Origin of the sequence: Streptomyces nigrescens (genome assembly GCF_027626975.1) — a bacterium.
Classification (GTDB): Bacteria; Actinomycetota; Actinomycetes; order Streptomycetales; family Streptomycetaceae; genus Streptomyces; species Streptomyces nigrescens.
In genome coordinates, this window is record NZ_CP114203.1 from 8,109,519 (window position 1) to 8,125,792 (window position 16,274).

At 71.0% G+C, this 16,274-nt stretch carries 2 protein-coding genes; both read left to right on the forward strand.

Translation table 11 applies throughout. The features are described 5' to 3' along the window. Positions 1-13 precede the first annotated feature (13 nt). Positions 14-10,696, forward strand: a complete 10,683-nt coding sequence (locus STRNI_RS35850) for a type I polyketide synthase (protein WP_277412713.1) — start codon at positions 14-16, stop codon at positions 10,694-10,696. A 46-nt stretch (positions 10,697-10,742) separates the two neighbouring features. Next, positions 10,743-16,274, forward strand: a complete 5,532-nt coding sequence (locus STRNI_RS35860) for a type I polyketide synthase (RefSeq protein ID WP_381844655.1) — start codon at positions 10,743-10,745, stop codon at positions 16,272-16,274.

Here is a 16,274-nt window from a genome sequence, read left to right on the forward strand (position 1 = left end):
GGGGCGGAACCAGGTGACGAACGACAAGAAACTTGTCGAGTATCTCAAGCAGGCCACGATTGATCTCCGACAGAGTCGCCGCCGGATATGGGAACTCGAATCGGAACCGATCGCGATCGTCGGCATGGCCTGCCGCTATCCCGGCGGGGTCGCCTCACCGGAAGAGCTGTGGACGCTGCTGTCCGAGGGCCGCGACGGAATGTCCGCCTTCCCGGCGGACCGGGGCTGGGATGTGGAAGGGCTGTATCACCCCGACCCCGAAAACCCCGGCACGTCCTATGTCCGTGAGGGCGGATTCCTGCAGAATGCCGCGGAGTTCGACCCGGGGTTCTTCGGGATATCCCCGCACGAGGCACTGGCGATGGACCCGCAGCAGCGGCTGCTCCTGGAAACGGCGTGGGAGACCTTTGAACGCGCCGGTATCGACCCGGGCACCCTGCGGGGAAGCAAGACCGGGGTGTACGCCGGGCTGATGTACCACAACTACGCCGCGCGGGTCGTCGACGTCCCCGACGAAATCGCCAGCTTTATGAGCACCGGCGCGGTGAGCAGTGTGGTCTCCGGCCGGATCTCCTATCTGTTCGGCTTCGAAGGTCCCGCGATCACCGTCGACACCGCCTGTTCCTCCTCGCTGGTGGCGCTGCACCAGGCGGTACTGGCGCTGCGGGCGGGGGAGTGCGACCTCGCGCTGGCCGGCGGGGTGACCGTCATGGCCACCGCGGACACGTTCATCGACTTCTCCTACCAGCGCGGTCTCGCGGCGGACGGCCGCTGCAAGCCGTTCGCCGCCGCCGCGGACGGCACGGGCTGGGGCGAGGGCGTCGGACTGCTGCTGGTGGAGCGGCTGTCGGACGCCCAGCGCAACGGCCACCCGGTGCTCGCGGTGGTGCGGGGTTCGGCGGTGAACCAGGACGGTGCGTCCAACGGTCTGACCGCTCCCAACGGTCCGTCGCAGCAGCGGGTGATCCGGCAGGCGCTCGCCAACGCCCATCTGTCGCCGTCGGATGTGGACGCGGTGGAGGCCCACGGCACCGGTACGACGCTCGGCGACCCCATCGAGGCCCAGGCGCTGCTCGCGACCTACGGGCAGGACCGCCCGGCGGACCGACCGCTCTGGCTGGGCGGCATCAAGTCCAACCTCGGACACACCCAGGCCGCCGCCGGTGTCGCCGGCATCATCAAGATGGTGCTCGCCATGCGGCATGGCGTGCTGCCCAAGACCCTGCACCTGGACTCCCCTTCACCGCATGTGGACTGGTCGGCCGGCGCGGTGGAACTCCTCGCCGAAGCCAGGGACTGGCCGGAGACCGAACGGCCCCGCCGGGCCGGGGTGTCCTCCTTCGGCATCAGCGGCACCAACGCCCACGTGGTCCTCGAACAGGCCCCGGAACCGGCGCCGGAAAAGGCTCCGGAAAAGGCTCCGGGAGAGGCCCCCGCCGAGGAGCAGCCCGCCGAGGCCGGTCGCGCCCCCGTGGCCTCCGACCCCTCCGGTCTGGTGCCCTGGGTGCTGTCCGCCCGTTCCCGGCAGGCGCTCACCGCACAGGCCGCCAAACTCGCCGCCTTCGTGGACGACCAGCCGGCGCCGAACCCCGTGGACACCGGCTTCTCGCTGGTCACCACACGCGCCGACCTCGACCACCGCGCGGTCGCACTGGCCGCCGACCGGGACGGCCTGCGCACCGCGGTGGCCGCCCTGGCCACCGATGACGCCGCGCCCGGCCTCATCACAGGACTGGTCAGCGACGGCAAACTCGGTGCGCTGTTCACGGGCCAGGGCGCGCAGCGGCTGGGAATGGGCCGTGAACTGTACGACGCCTCTCCGGTGTTTGCGCGGGCCTGGGATGAGGTGTGTGCGGAGCTGGATGGTCTGCTGCCCGTGCCCTTGGCGGATGTGGTCTGGGGCGGGGGAGAGCTCCTCGATCAGACGCAGTATGCGCAGGCGGCATTGTTCGCGTTGGAGGTCGCGCTCTATCGGTGGGTGGAGTCGCGTGGTGTGACGCCCGAGGTGTTGCTGGGTCACTCCATCGGCGAGGTGACGGCTGCCTATCTGGCGGGTGTGTGGTCGCTGGCGGATGCGGCGAAGCTGGTCGCGGCGCGTGGGCGGTTGATGCAGGCGCTGCCGTCCGGTGGCGTCATGGTGTCGGTGCGGGCGTCGGAGGACGAGGTCGTACCGCTGCTGGAGGGCCGGGCTCAGGTCGGGATCGCTGCTGTCAACGGCCCCGAGTCCGTCGTGCTTTCGGGTGCCGAGGCGGATGTCGAGCAGGTCGTCGCCGCTCTGGAGGCCGAGGGCCGCAAGGTCAAGCGGCTGCGGGTGAGCCATGCCTTCCACTCGCCGCTCATGGAGCCGATGCTGGCCGAGTTCCGTGCCGTCGCGCAGCAACTCACCTACAGCGACGCCCGGTTGCCGGTGGTCTCGAATGTGTCCGGCCGTCTCGCCGAACCCGCTGAGCTCCGCGACCCGGAGTACTGGGTGCGGCATGTCCGTGAGGCCGTCCGTTTCCACGACGGTATTCAGGCCGCGTACGACGACGGCGTGACCACCTTCCTCGAACTGGGCCCGGACGGTGTGCTCTGCGCCATGGGACAGGACTGTCTGGCGGAGGACGCGGGCTTCGTGCCCACGCTGCGCAAGGACCGCCCCGAACCCGAGGTGTCGACCGAGGCGCTCGCCGGGCTGTGGGTCCGTGGGATCCCTGTCGACTGGCACCCGATGCTCACCGGCGGCCGCCGGGTGGAGCTGCCGACGTACGCCTTCCAGCGACAGCACTTCTGGCTGGAAGGTGACACCGGGGTCGGCGATGTGACCGCCGCGGGGCTGGGCGCTGCCGATCACCCGCTGCTCGGTGCCACCGTGACCCTGCCGGATGCCGTGCTCCTGGCCGGCCGGCTGTCCCTGGCCACCCACCCCTGGCTGGCCGACCACTCCGTACTCGGGGCTGCCGTGCTGCCGGGCTCGGCCCTGGTCGAACTCGCCGTCCGGGCCGGGGACCAGGTCGGCTGCGACCTGCTCGAAGAGCTCACCGCGCAGCAGCCACTGGTGCTTCCGGAGCGTGGCGGAGTGCAGCTGCGCGTCGTCGTCGCGGAGCCCGATGAGGACGGCCGTCGCGAACTGGCGGTGTACTCCCGGCTCGAGGAGTCCTCCGAACAGTCCTGGACCGCGCACGCCATGGGTGTGCTGGCGGCGGGCACCGGGACGGCGCCCTTCGACGAACCGGTCTGGCCGCCGGCCGGCGCCGAGGCCCTCTCCGTGGACGGCTGCTACGACGCACTCGCCGCCGCCGGATTCCAGCACGGCCCCCTGTTCCAGGGTGTTCAGACCATCTGGCGCCGCGGCGACGAGCTCTACGCCGAGGTCACCCTGCCGGACGAAGTGGCCGCCGAGGCAGCGAAGTTCGGACTGCACCCGGCCCTGCTCGACGCCGCGCTGCAACCGGCACTCGACGGGCTGCGGCTCCCCGCGTCCTGGACCGGGGTGCGCCTGTACGCGGTGGGCGCCACCGCGCTCCGGGTGAAGCTCACCACGTCCGGTGACGGGTACGCGCTCCTCGTCGCCGACGAGGCCGGGGGCGTGGTCGCCTCCGTCGATGTGGTGCGCTGGGAGCCCGTGGTTCCCGAGCAGCTGACCATCACGACCGTCCCGGGCGACCGCGACTCGCTGTTCGCGGTGGAGTGGGTGGCCCTTCCGGAGCTGCCCGAGACCTCCGAAGGCGAGGGCGACGAGCTCGTACTCCTGCATCCGTCGGCGGAGGCGGGGACGACCGTTCCGGACGGCGTGCGTGCGGTGACCCACCAGGTTCTGGAGCGGCTGCAGAGCTGGGCCGCCGATGACGGGAACGCCGCTTCGCGGCTTGTGGTGGTGACCCGGGGCGCCGTCTCGGTCAGCGGCGAGCCGGTGGACCTGGCCACGGCGCCGCTCTGGGGGCTGGTGCGCTCGGCGCAGTCGGAGCACCCGGGCCGTTTCGTCCTGGTCGACACCGATGACCACGAGAAGTCCGCCGCCGCGATCCGTTCCGCCGTGGCCACCGGCGAAACCGAACTGGCCCTCCGGGAAGGCGTGTTGTCGGTACCCCGGCTCGCCAGGCTGGAGCCGTCCGGCAAGGACACGGTCTGGAACCCCGAGGGCACGGTACTGATCACCGGTGGCACCGGAACCCTGGGCACCCTGATCGCCCGGCACCTGGTGACCACCCACGGCATCCGCAGCCTCCTGCTGACGAGCCGACGCGGCCCGGACGCCGAGGGCGCGGCCGAACTCCGGGAGGAGCTCACCGCGCTGGGCGCCCAGGTGGAGATCGCCGCCTGTGACGCGGCGGATCGCGACGCCCTCGCCGAGCTGCTGGCGGGGATCCCGGCGGACGCCCCGCTGACCGGAGTCGTGCACACCGCAGGGGTCACCTCCGACGGGACCCTCGGCTCCCTCACCGCGGAAAGCCTGGACACCGTTCTGCGGCCCAAGGTGGACGCCGCCTGGAATCTGCATGAGCTCACCCGGGACGCCGGTCTCTCCGCGTTCGTGCTGTTCTCCTCGGCCGCGGCGGTCCTCGGCGCGGCCGGACAGGGCAACTACGCCACCGCCAACACCTTCCTGGACACGCTCGCCCGCCACCGCCGGAGCAACGGTCTGCCGGGCACCTCCCTGGCCTGGGGGCTCTGGGCCGAGACCAGCGAGATCACCAAGCAGCTCAGCGACACCGATCTGCGACGGATGGCCCGCGGCGGACTCGTCCCGCTCACCGCCGAGGAAGGCGTGGCCCTGTTCGACGCCGCGGTCACCGCGGACACCGCGCTGTCCGTCCCCATACGGCTGGACCTGCGGGCTCTCGCCGCCTCCGGGGAGGTCGCGCCCGTCCTGCGCGGACTGGTGCCGCTGCGCCGGCGTGCCGCCACGGCCGGCGCCGGTGCGGGCAACGCGTTGCGCGACCGTCTGGCCGGCCTCCCGCAGGCCGACCAGGACCGGGCGCTGAGGGAACTGGTCACGGCCCAGGTCGCCCTGGTCCTCGGCTACGCCGGTGGCGGCGCGGTGGAGACCTCCCGCGCGTTCCGCGACCTCGGGTTCGATTCGCTGACCGCGGTGGAGCTGCGCAACCGCCTGGACACCGCGACGGGACTCAGCCTCCCGGCGACCCTGGTCTTCGACCATCCGACCCCGGCCGCTCTCGTGCGGTACCTGCGGGAAGAGCTGCTCGGCGGGCAGACCGCCGCCACCGTGGTGCGGGCCCGAGGGGCCGTGGACGACGAGCCCATCGCCATCGTCGGCATGGCCTGCCGTTTTCCCGGCGGCGTCGCCTCTCCGGCGGAACTCTGGGACCTGCTGGCCCGCGGCGAGGACGCCGTCGGGGACTTCCCCGGGGACCGCGGCTGGGACATCGAACGGCTCTACCACCCGGACCCCGACCACCACGGCACCTCCTACGTCCGCGAGGGCGGCTTCCTGCGGGACGTGGCCGACTTCGACCCCGGGTTCTTCGGCATCTCGCCGCGCGAGGCGACCGCCATGGACCCGCAGCAGCGGCTGCTGCTGGAAACCTCCTGGGAGGCCCTGGAGGACGCGGGGATCGACCCGACGACGCTGCGCGGCGCCGACACCGGTGTCTTCGTCGGCACCAACGGCCAGGACTACGGCTCCTTCCTGGCCCAGAGTTCCGCCGATGTGGACGGCCACCTGGCCACCGGTACCGCGGGCAGCGTGGTCTCCGGCCGGATCTCCTACACCTTCGGCTTCGAGGGCCCCGCGGTCACCGTGGACACCGCGTGCTCGTCCTCCCTGGTGGCCCTGCACTGGGCGAGCCAGGCGCTGCGGTCCGGCGAGTGCTCGCTGGCCCTGGCCGGCGGTGTGACGATCATGTCCACACCGATGGAGTTCATCGAGTTCTCCCGCCAGCGCGCCCTCGCTCCGAACGGCCGCAGCAAGGCCTTCGCGGAGAGCGCGGACGGCGCGGGCTGGGGTGAGGGCGTCGGCCTGCTCCTGGTCGAGCGCCTCTCGGACGCCCGCCGCAACGGCCATCGCGTCCTTGCGGTGGTGCGGGGTTCGGCGGTGAACCAGGACGGTGCCTCGAATGGTCTGACCGCGCCGAACGGTCCCTCGCAGCAGCGGGTGATCCGTCAGGCACTGGCCAACGCGGGAGTGGCCGCCGGTCAGGTCGACGCGGTGGAGGCCCACGGCACCGGCACGACGCTGGGCGACCCCATCGAGGCGCAGGCGCTGCTGGCCACGTACGGGCAAGGGCGGCAGGAGGACCGACCGCTGTGGCTGGGCTCGGTCAAATCCAACATCGGGCACGCCCAGGCCGCGGCCGGGGTCGCCGGTGTGATGAAGATGGTGCTGGCCATGCAGCATGGTGTGCTGCCGAAGACGCTGCATGTCGATGAGCCGTCGTCCCATGTGGACTGGTCCGCGGGTGCGGTGGAGTTGCTGACCGAGGCCAGGGACTGGCCGGAGAGTGGTCAGCCGCGTCGTGCGGGTGTGTCGTCGTTCGGCATCAGCGGAACGAACGCGCATGTGGTGCTGGAGCAGGCACCTGACGAGACGCCGGCGGAGCCGGTTGAGGAGGAGACGCGGCCCGGCGTTCTCCCGTGGGTGCTGTCGGCGCGCTCCGAGCGTGCGTTGGTCGCGCAGGCGGAACGGTTGGCGTCCTTCGTGGAGGGGCGTCTGGAAGGCCGTCCGGAGGGCGGTTCGGATGTCCGTCCGGAGCTGGATCCTGCTGATGTGGGGTTCTCGCTGCTGAGTTCGCGGGCGGGGTTGGAGTACCGGTCCGTGGTGCTCGGCGCTGACGGTGCGGAACTCCTTGCCGGGTTGAGGGGTGTGGCTGCGGGGGCGGATCCGGCGGGTGTGGTGCGGGGTTCGACCGGCACCGGAGCCGGGACGCGTGTGGCGCTGGTGTTCCCTGGTCAGGGTTCGCAGTGGCTGGGCATGGCGGATGAACTCCGCGATTCCTCCCCGGTGTTCGCGCAGCGGATGGCTGACTGTGCTGAGGCGCTGTCGGAGTTTGTGTCCTGGAAGTTGGATGAGGTTCTGTCCGACGAGGACATGCTGGCGCGGGTTGATGTGGTTCAGCCTGTCCTGTGGGCGGTGATGGTGTCGCTGGCTGCGGTCTGGGAGGACTGTGGTGTGGTGCCCGCTGCTGTGGTGGGTCACTCTCAGGGTGAGATTGCCGCGGCCTGCGTCGCCGGGATCTTGTCTCTGCGTGATGGTGCCCGAGTGGTGGCACTGCGCAGTCAGGCCATCGGGCGAGTGCTTGCCGGGCGCGGTGGCATGGTCTCCGTCGCCGGTTCGCGTGAGGCGGTGCAGGACCGCATCGCCAAGTGGGGCGAGCGGATATCTATCGCTGCCATCAACGGCCCGACATCGACCGTCGTTTCAGGCGAACCGGAGGCCTTGCAGGAACTGCTGGCGGAGTGCGCTGGGCAGGAGGTGCGGGCCCGCCAGATCCCGGTGGATTACGCCTCGCACGGAGCTCAGGTCGAGGAGCTGCGGGAGGAGCTCGCCACCGTCCTGGCCGAGGTCCGCCCTGGCCAGGGTCGGATCCCGTTCTACTCCGCGGTGAGTGCTTCGGCCATCTCGGGCGAGGACCTGGACGCCGCGTACTGGTTCGAGAATCTCCGCAACACCGTGCGGTTCGAGGAAGCCATCCAGGCGCTCCTTGCCGACGGGCACGGCGTATTCGTCGAATGCAGTGCGCACCCCGTCCTGACCCCGGGAATTGAGGACACCGCGCAGGAGGCGGACAGCCCTGTCGTGGTGACGGGATCTCTCCGCCGCGACGAGGGCGGCTGGTCCCGGTTCGCGCAATCGCTCGCCCAGCTCTGGGCGCATGGCGTCCCGGTGGACTGGAGCACCCTGCTCCCCACCGGACGACGGATCGGACTGCCCACCTACGCCTTCCAACGGCAGCGCTACTGGCTGTCGGCCTCCGCGGCCACTCAGGACGCCACCGGGCTCGGGCTGCAACCGGTCGAGCATCCGCTCGTCCCGGCCGCCGTTTCGATGGCCGGCAGCGACACGGTCGTCCTCACCGGGCGGATCAGTGCGGCCACCCACCCGTGGATCGCCGACCACACCGTCCGGGGTGTCACCATCCTTCCCGGCACCGGTTTTGTGGACCTCGCCATCAGGGCGGGTGACCAGGTCGGCTGCCCGCGGATCGAGGAACTCGTGCTGGAGGCCCCGCTGATCCTCCCGGATCAGGGCGGGCTACAGCTCCAGGTCACCGTCGGCGACCCCGATGATCAGGGCCGTCGGCCGGTCAATGTGCACTCGCGTGCCGATGACGCGCTCGACGGTGAGCCGTGGACCGGGCACGCCACCGGGCTTCTCGGCCCGGACACCGCCGCCGGCGGCTCCGGCCTAGAGGTCTGGCCCCCTAAGGGAGCCACCCCGGTGGACGTGGACGGCATCTACGAGCAGCTCGCCGCGGCCGGAGTCGACTACGGCCCCGTCTTCCAAGGGCTGAGGGAAGTCTGGCGCCAGGGTGACGACCTCTATGCGGAGGTGACCCTGCCGCAGGACCAGGGGGACGAGGCCGAGCGGTTTGGGCTGCATCCGGCCCTGCTCGACTCCGTACTGCACGCCCTGTCCTGGACTCCGCTCGCGGAGCAGGACGGCGGCCCCTGGATGCCGTTCACCTGGAACGGTGTCTCGCTCTTCGCGACCGGGGCCACCACTCTGCGGGCCCGGCTGACCACCGCGCCCACCGGAGCGGTGACGCTGGACATCGCCGACGGCCTCGGCGATCCCATCGCCTCCGTCGACGCGCTGCGGCTCCGGGCCGTCACCGCCACCGCGCTGAGCGGCTCCGCACCGCGCGACACCCTCTTCCGTCCCGAGTGGACGGTGCTTCACGGTCCGAAGTTCAGCGGTTCCTGGGCCGTGCTCGGTGCGCACCGCGCGGGCCTGACGGCGGAGTTCGCCGGGAACGGCGAAACCTATGCCGATCTCGGCGCGCTCACCGCGGCGATCGAGGCGGGCGCACCCGTCCCCGAGGCCGTGCTGATCGCCGCACCCCGCAGTGATGAGGGCGGATCCCTCCCGTCGGCGGTGCACGGCACCGTGCGCGAGGCGCTGGAACTCATCCAGGGCTGGCTGGCCGACGACCGGTTCGCCGCCTCCCGGCTGGTCCTGGTGACCAGCGGCGCCATGGCGGCCGAGGCCACCGACCCGGTGACCGATCTGCCGCACGCGTCGAGCTGGGGGCTGTTCCGGTCCGCCCAGTCCGAGCATCCCGGGCGGTTCGTCCTCGTCGATCTGGACGAGCAGGACTCCTCGGCTTCCGCTCTGCCGGAGGTGATCGGCTCCGGCGAACCCCAGGCCGTGGTCCGGTCCGGCACGCCACGCGCCGTACGGCTCGCCCGGGTCCACCTGACCGGCGAGGCCCCGGCCTTCGATGCGCAGGGCACGGTGCTGATCACCGGCGGCACGGGAATGATCGGCACTCTGGTGGCCCGCCATCTGGTGACCCAGCACGGGATACGTCACCTCGTGCTCACCAGCCGCCGTGGCCCGGCGAGCCCGGGTGCCACGGAACTGCGGGACGAGCTGGCCGCACTCGGGGCGGAGGTCACCCTCGCCGCCTGCGACGCCGCCGACCGGACCGCGTTGGCGGAACTGCTGGCAGCGCTCCCGCAGGCCCATCCGCTGACCGCGGTCGTGCACGCGGCCGGGGTGGTCGAGGACAGTGTGGTCACGTCACTCACCCCGGGACACCTGGACACCGTGCTGCGGCCCAAGGTGGACGCGGCCTGGAACCTGCACGAGCTGACCCGCGACCTCGATCTGTCCGCGTTCATCCTGTTCTCCTCGGCGGCCGCGCACTTCGGCAACGCCGGGCAGGGCAACTACGCCGCGGCCAACGCCTTCTTGGACGCACTGGCGCACCACCGCCGAGCCGAGGGCCTGCCGGCCGTCTCGATGGCGTGGAGCGTCTGGGCCGAGCGGGTCGAGGCCGCGGACCAGAGCGAGGAGATGCGAGCGGAACGGATCTCGGCGGGAGCGATGACCGCGGAACTCGGCATGGTCCTCTTCGACCAGGCCCGCCGGGCCGGCGAACCGGTGCTGGTGCCGATCCCGCTGGACATTCCGGCGATCCGGGCCCTGCCGAAGGACCGGATACCGATCCTGCTGCACGGTCTGATGCCGAGCGGCACCCGGCGGTCGGCCGGCGCCCAGGGACCGGGTGAGAAGGGCTGGGCGGACCGGCTGATCGCCATGCCGCCGGACAAGCAGCGGGAGACCGTGCTGGCCCTGGTGCGTACCCAAGTCGCGTCGGTACTCGCCTACGAGTCCGCCGACCAGGTCGAGGACCACCGGCCGTTCAAGGACCTGGGGTTCGACTCGCTGACCGCCGTGAAACTGCGCAATCAGCTCGCCGCGGTCGGCGGCCTGACCCTGCCCGCCACCCTGGTCTTCGACCATCCGACCCCGGTCGCGCTCGCCGAGTTCCTGCGGGCGGAACTGGTGCCGGCCGAAGAGGAACCCTCGGCCCGGCTGCTCGCCGAACTCGACCGGATCGCCGCCGGACTGCCGGAGATCGCCCCCGACGCCGCCGGTCGCGACAAGATCACCGCCCGGCTGCGCAGCATCTTGTGGCAGTGGGACGAGAGCGGGAACGGCGAGAGTCCGGAGCACTCCGACGAGGACTTCGACTCAGCCACCGACGACGAACTCTTCGATGCTCTCGACAACGAACTCGGAATGTCCTAACGCGTGCGGATCAAGCGCCTGACAGTGTTTTGGGGGAAGGTACCGGATGGAGAATGAAGCCAAACTCCGGGATTATCTCAAGCGAGCAACGGCTGATCTCCGCCGCACGCGCCAGAGGTTGCGCGAGGTCGAGGAGAAACAGCACGAGCCCATCGCCATCATCGGCATGGCCTGCCGGTACCCGGGAGGAGTGAGCTCACCCGAGGAACTCTGGCAGCTGGTGGCCGACGGCCGGGACGCCGTCACCACCTTCCCGGACGACCGGGGCTGGGACCTGGAATCCCTGCACGACCCGGATTCCGGACGCCCCTACACCTCTTATGTCCGCGAGGGCGGATTCCTGCACGACGCCCTCGAATTCGACCCCGAGATGTTCGGCATCTCACCGCATGAGGCCTCCGCCATGGACCCCCAGCAGCGGCTGCTGCTGGAAGCCTCCTGGGAGGCGTTCGAGCACGCGGGAATCGACCCGATGGCCTTGCGCGGCAGCCCCACCGGGGTGTTCGCCGGGCTGATGTACCACGAGTACGCGTCGCGGCTGAACAATGTCGCCCCCGAAGCCGCGGGATTCCTCGGCACCGGGAGCATCGGCAGCGTGCTGTCCGGCCGGATCTCGTACTCCTTCGGCCTGGAGGGCCCGGCGGTGACCGTGGACACCGCCTGCTCCTCCTCCCTGGTGACGCTGCATCTGGCGGTGCAGGCGCTGCGGACCGGGGAGTGCTCGCTGGCCCTGGCCGGCGGTGTGACCGTGATGTCCACCCCCGACACGTTCATCGACTTCTCCCGGCAGCAGAACCTGGCACGCAACGGGCGGTGCAAGGCCTTCGCCTCGGGCGCGGACGGCACCACCCTCGCCGAGGGCGCCGGGATGCTGCTGGTGGAGCGCCTGTCGGACGCCGAGCGCAACGGTCATCCGGTGCTCGCGGTGGTGCGGGGTTCGGCGGTGAACCAGGACGGTGCCTCGAATGGTCTGACCGCGCCGAACGGTCCCTCGCAGCAGCGGGTCGTGGAGCAGGCGCTGGCGAATGCCCGCCTCTCCGCCGATCAGGTCGACGCGGTGGAGGCCCACGGCACCGGCACCGCCCTCGGCGACCCCATCGAGGCGCAGGCGCTGCTGGCCACCTACGGACAGGGCCGGCAGGAGGACCGGCCGCTGTGGCTGGGGTCGGTGAAGTCCAACCTCGGACATACCCAGGCCGCGGCCGGGGTCGCCGGTGTGATGAAGATGGTCCTGGCCATGCGGCACGGTGTGCTGCCGAAGACGCTGCACGTCGATGAGCCGTCGTCGCATGTGAATTGGTCCGCGGGCGCGGTGGAGCTGCTGACGGAGGCCAGGGACTGGCCCGAGAGCGATCAACCGCGTCGGGCGGGAGTGTCATCGTTCGGCATCAGCGGGACGAATGCCCATGTGGTGCTGGAGCAGGCGCCTCCCGTGCCTGCGCCGGAGGCCCTGGAAACGGCTGATGACGAGCCGGTTGAGGCGGCGGCGCGGGCCGGGGTGGTTCCGTGGGTGCTGTCGGCGCGTTCGGAGCAGGCGTTGGCGGCGCAGGCGGAGCGCTTGGCCTCCTTCGTGGCGGAGAACCCGGAACTGGACGCTACTGACCTGGGATTCTCCCTGCTGAGCACACGGGCGGGGCTGGAGTACCGGTCCGTGGTCCTCGGCGCTGACCGGGAAGAGTCGCTCTCCGGAGTACGTGGACTGGCTGGGGGCCTGGACCCGGCGGGTGTGGTGCGGGGTTCGACCGGGACCGGAGCCGGGTCGCGTGTGGTGCTGGTGTTCCCTGGTCAGGGGTCGCAGTGGTTGGGGATGGCGGATGAACTGCTGGCTACGTCCCCGGTGTTCGCGCAGCGGATGGCTGACTGTGCTGAGGCGCTGTCGGAGTTTGTGTCCTGGAAGTTGGATGAGGTTCTGTCCGACGAGGACATGCTGGCGCGGGTTGATGTGGTTCAGCCTGTCCTGTGGGCGGTGATGGTGTCGCTCGCTGCGGTCTGGGAGGACTGCGGTGTGGTGCCGTCCGCTGTGGTGGGTCACTCTCAGGGTGAGATTGCCGCGGCCTGTGTCGCTGGGATCTTGTCTCTGCGTGATGGTGCCCGAGTGGTGGCACTGCGCAGTCAGGCCATCGGGCGAGTGCTTGCCGGGCGCGGTGGCATGGTCTCCGTCGCCGGTTCGCGTGAGGCGGTGCAGGACCGCATCGCCAAGTGGGGTGAGCGGATATCTATCGCTGCCATCAACGGCCCGACATCGACCGTGGTTTCAGGAGAACCGGAGGCCTTGCAGGAGCTGCTGGCGGAGTGCGCTGGGCAGGAGGTGCGGGCCCGCCAGATCCCGGTGGATTACGCCTCGCACGGCGCTCAGGTCGAGGAGCTGCGCGAGGAGCTTGCGACGGTCCTGGCCGAAGTGCGCCCTGGCCAGGGGCGGATCCCGTTCTACTCCGCGGTGAATGCCGCACTCATCTCCGGCGAGGAGTTGGACGCCGGCTACTGGTTCGAGAATCTCCGTAACACCGTGCGGTTCGAGGAAGCGATTCAGGCGCTCCTTGCCGACGGGCACGGCGTATTCGTCGAATGCAGTGCGCACCCCGTCCTGACTCCGGGAATCGAGGACACCGCGCAGGAGGCGGGCAGCCCCGTCGTGGTGACGGGATCGCTCCGTCGCGACGAGGGCGGCTGGTCCCGGTTCGCGCAATCGCTCGCCCAACTCTGGGCGCACGGCGTCCCGGTGGACTGGAGCACCCTGCTCCCCACCGGACGACGGATCGGCCTGCCCACCTACGCCTTCCAACGGCAGCGCTACTGGCTGGAGGACACCGGCACGGTCGGCGATGTCACCGCCGCCGGGCTGAGCAGTGCCGAACACCCCCTGCTCGGTGCAGCCGTCTCGATGCCCGGTACTCAGGTGCTCACCGGGCGGCTGTCCCTGGCCACCCACCCCTGGCTGGCCGAGCGGATCGTCCTCAACACCACGGTGGTGCCCGAGACGGCGTGGGTCGACCTCGCCCTCCGGGCCGGGGACCAGGTCGGCTGCGACCTCGTACGCGAACTCACCGTGCACACGCCGCTGGTGCTCCCTGACCGTGGTGCCGTGCTGCTGCGGGTGCTGGTCGCGGAGCCCGGCGCGGATGAGGCGCGGGAGCTCACCGTCTACTCCCGGTCCGAGGACGCCCCGGACGAGCAGGCCTGGACCCGGCACGCGACCGGCGTTCTCACTCGCGGCGCCGAGCCGGCCGCCTTTGACGCACGGACCTGGCCTCCCGCGGAAGCCGAGCGCGTCGAGCTGGAGGACTTCTACCGCGAACGGGCCGATCTGGGGCTGGGATACGGCCCCGTCTTCCAAGGGCTGCGTGCGGTCTGGCGGCGCGGTGGCGAGCTGTTCGCCGAAGTGGCCCTTCCTGAGGGGGACACGGGCGACACGGCCGGCTTCGGGCTGCACCCCGCACTGCTCGATGCGGCGCTGCAGTTCGCCGGGCCGGCGGGGGCGCATCTGCCGCTCGCCTGGGCCGGGGTGAGCCTGCACGCCGTCGGAGCGACCGCACTGCGGGTGGCCCTGACCCCGGCCGGAGACGGGTACTCCGTACGGCTCGCGGACACCGAGGGTGACCCGGTCGCCTCCATCGCCGCCGTGACCTGGGACGAGGTGCCGGCGGAGCGGCTGGCCGAAGCAGCCGGCCGCCGCGAATCGCTGTACGGGGTGGACTGGGTGGCCGCGTCCACGGCCCGGGTGGACCCCGAGGGGAGTGCCCTGGTGGTGCTCGGGGACGACGACGGTCTAGGGGTCGGCGCCGCGCTGGGTGCCGATGTCATGGACCTGGACGCCGTGAAAGCGCTCGACCCGACCCCGGAAGTAGTGGTTCTCCCCGTGCCGGACTCAGGGGTTGTCGGGGTTTCTGGTGGGGTTCGGGAGGTCGCATATGGGGTGTTGGAGACGCTGCGGGCCTGGTTGGCTGAAGAACGGTTCGCCGGGTCACGGTTGGTGGTTCTGACCCGAAGTGCGGTGTCTGTGACGGGGGAGGAAGTAGATCTGGTGACGGCACCGGTATGGGGGTTGGTGCGTTCGGCACAGTCGGAGAACCCGGATCATTTCTTGCTGGTGGACAGCGATGAGCTGCAGGCCTCGCGCAGCGCGCTGTCCGCGGCCGTCGCCCTGGGCGAGCCCCAAGTGGCAATTCGCAACGGGGAGTTGTCGGTGCCGCGGCTCACCACTCTGGAACCGTCGGAGAAGGACGGCGGGCCGGTGTGGAAGCCGGAGGGCACCGTGCTGATCACCGGTGGTACCGGAACCCTGGGCACACTGGTCGCCCGGCATCTGGTCACCGAGCACGGGGTACGGAACCTGCTGCTGACCAGCCGCCGCGGTCCGGACGCCGAGGGCGCCGCCGGACTCCGGGACGAACTCACCGCTCTGGGCGCCCGGGTGACCCTCGTCGGCTGTGACACCGCCGACCGGGACGCGCTGGCCGGACTGCTCGCCGGGATCCCGGCGGAGGCCCCGCTGACCGGTGTCGTCCACACCGCGGGCGTGCTGGACGACGGAGTCCTCGGGTCCCTGACCCCGGACCGTATCGACGCGGTACTGCGGCCGAAGGTGGACGCGGCCTGGAACCTGCACGAGCTCACCAAGGACCTCGATCTGTCCGCCTTCGTGCTGTTCTCCTCGGCCGCCGGTGTGTTCGGCGCACCGGGACAGGGCAACTACGCCACCGCGAACGCGTTCCTGGACGCGCTCGCCGCCTACCGTCGCGCCCACACGCTGCCCGCCGAATCCCTGGCCTGGGGGCTGTGGGAGGAGAGCAGCGGACTGACCGGCACGCTCAGCGAGGCCGACCGGCAGCGCAAGGCGGGGGACGGACTGCGTCCGATGTCCTCGGCGGAAGCCCTGGCACTGTTCGACGCCTCGGTCGCGGGGGGACGGGCGCTCACCGTGCCGGTCCGGCTCGATCTCACGGCGCTCGGCGCCGGCCTGCGGGCCGACGAGGTCCCGCCGCTCCTGCGCAACCTGGTCCGCGGGACCCGGCGCAGTGCCGCGGCCGGCCAGGGCGGCGCGGACGGACTGCCGGAGCGACTGCGGACCGCCTCCCCGGCACAGCGGGCGCGCCTGCTGCTGAACCTGGTGCGCGGCCATGTCGTCGCCGTACTGGGCTACGCCGATGCGGACGCGGTGGAAGCGGGCCGGGCCTTCAAGGACCTGGGATTCGATTCGCTGACCGCCGTGGAGCTGCGGAACCGGCTCAACCGGGACACCGGGCTGAAACTCCCGGCGACCACGATCTTCGACTACCCCAACTCGCGGGTGCTCGCCGAATACCTCGGCACGCACTTCGCGCCGTACGGGGACACCGGCACGGGTGCCGCCGATGACGAGGAGACCATCCGCCGGATGCTGACCTCGATTCCGCTGAACCGTCTTGCCGAGGCCGGGCTGATGAGCTCCCTGCTGGAACTGGCCGGGATCACCGAGGAAGCGTCCGAGACCACCGAAGACGACGACCGTGAATCACTCGACACGATGGACATGGAAGCCATGATCCAGCTCGCGCTCGACGGTTCCGGCGCCGAAGACGACATGACGCGAGGACTGTGA

Bases quoted from the DNA above. Each gene is read 5' to 3' on its own strand.
- STRNI_RS35860 (WP_381844655.1), top strand. From the start codon at position 10,743: ATGGAGAATGAAGCCAAACTCCGGGATTATCTCAAGCGAGCAACGGCT.